Consider the following 1,093-nt stretch of genomic DNA (forward strand, 5'->3'; position numbering starts at 1 on the left):
ATCAAGATCCTGGTCAACCTGCGCAACGGCAAGGGCGAGGTCGATGACATCGATCACCTGGGCAATCGTCGCGTGCGTTGCGTCGGCGAACTAGCCGAAAACCAGTTCCGCGCCGGCCTATCGCGCGTGGAGCGCGCCGTCAAGGAACGTCTGGGCCAGGCCGAGACCGAAAACCTGATGCCGCACGATCTGATCAACTCGAAGCCGATTTCGTCGGCGATCCGCGAGTTCTTCGGTTCGTCGCAGCTGTCGCAGTTTATGGACCAGACCAACCCGTTGTCCGAGATCACGCACAAGCGCCGTGTCTCCGCACTGGGCCCGGGCGGTCTAACCCGCGAACGCGCAGGCTTTGAAGTCCGCGACGTGCACCCGACCCACTACGGCCGCGTGTGCCCGATCGAAACGCCGGAAGGTCCGAACATTGGCCTGATCAACTCGCTGGCACTGTACGCACGCCTGAACGAATACGGCTTCCTGGAAACGCCGTACCGCAAGGTGGTCGACAGCAAGCTGACCGATCAGGTCGACTACCTGTCCGCCATCGAAGAAGGCAAGTATGTGGTGGCGCAGGCCAACGCGACGGTCGATACCGACGGTACCCTGATCGACGAACTGGTGTCGTCGCGTGAGGGTAGCGAGCGTGAAACCCGTATGGTCACGCCGGACCGCGTTCAGTACATCGACGTGGCGCCGTCGCAGATCGTGTCCGCGGCGGCATCGCTGGTGCCGTTCCTCGAGCACGACGATGCGAACCGTGCACTGATGGGCGCCAACATGCAGCGTCAGGCCGTGCCTTGCCTGCGTCCGGACAAGCCGCTGGTGGGTACCGGCATCGAGCGTACCGTTGCGGTCGACTCGGGTACCGCCGTGCAGGCAACCCGTGGCGGCGTGGTGGACTACGTCGATGCGATGCGTATCGTGATCCGTGTGAACGACGATGAAGCCGTTGCTGGCGAAGTCGGCGTGGACATCTACAACCTGATCAAGTACACGCGCTCGAACCAGAACACCAACATTAACCAGCGTCCGATGGTCAAGGTTGGCGACTTCGTCGCCCGTGGCGACGTGATCGCCGACGGCGCCTCGACCGACC

Annotated in this window: 1 pseudogene; it reads left to right on the plus strand. The window is 62.9% G+C overall.

Annotated elements, in window-relative coordinates:
• Window positions 1-1,093, plus strand: a pseudogene (gene rpoB, locus AC1DMG_RS22320) (DNA-directed RNA polymerase subunit beta); the annotation flags it as partial.

It is taken from the genome of Dyella sp. 01N36 (assembly GCF_056399745.1).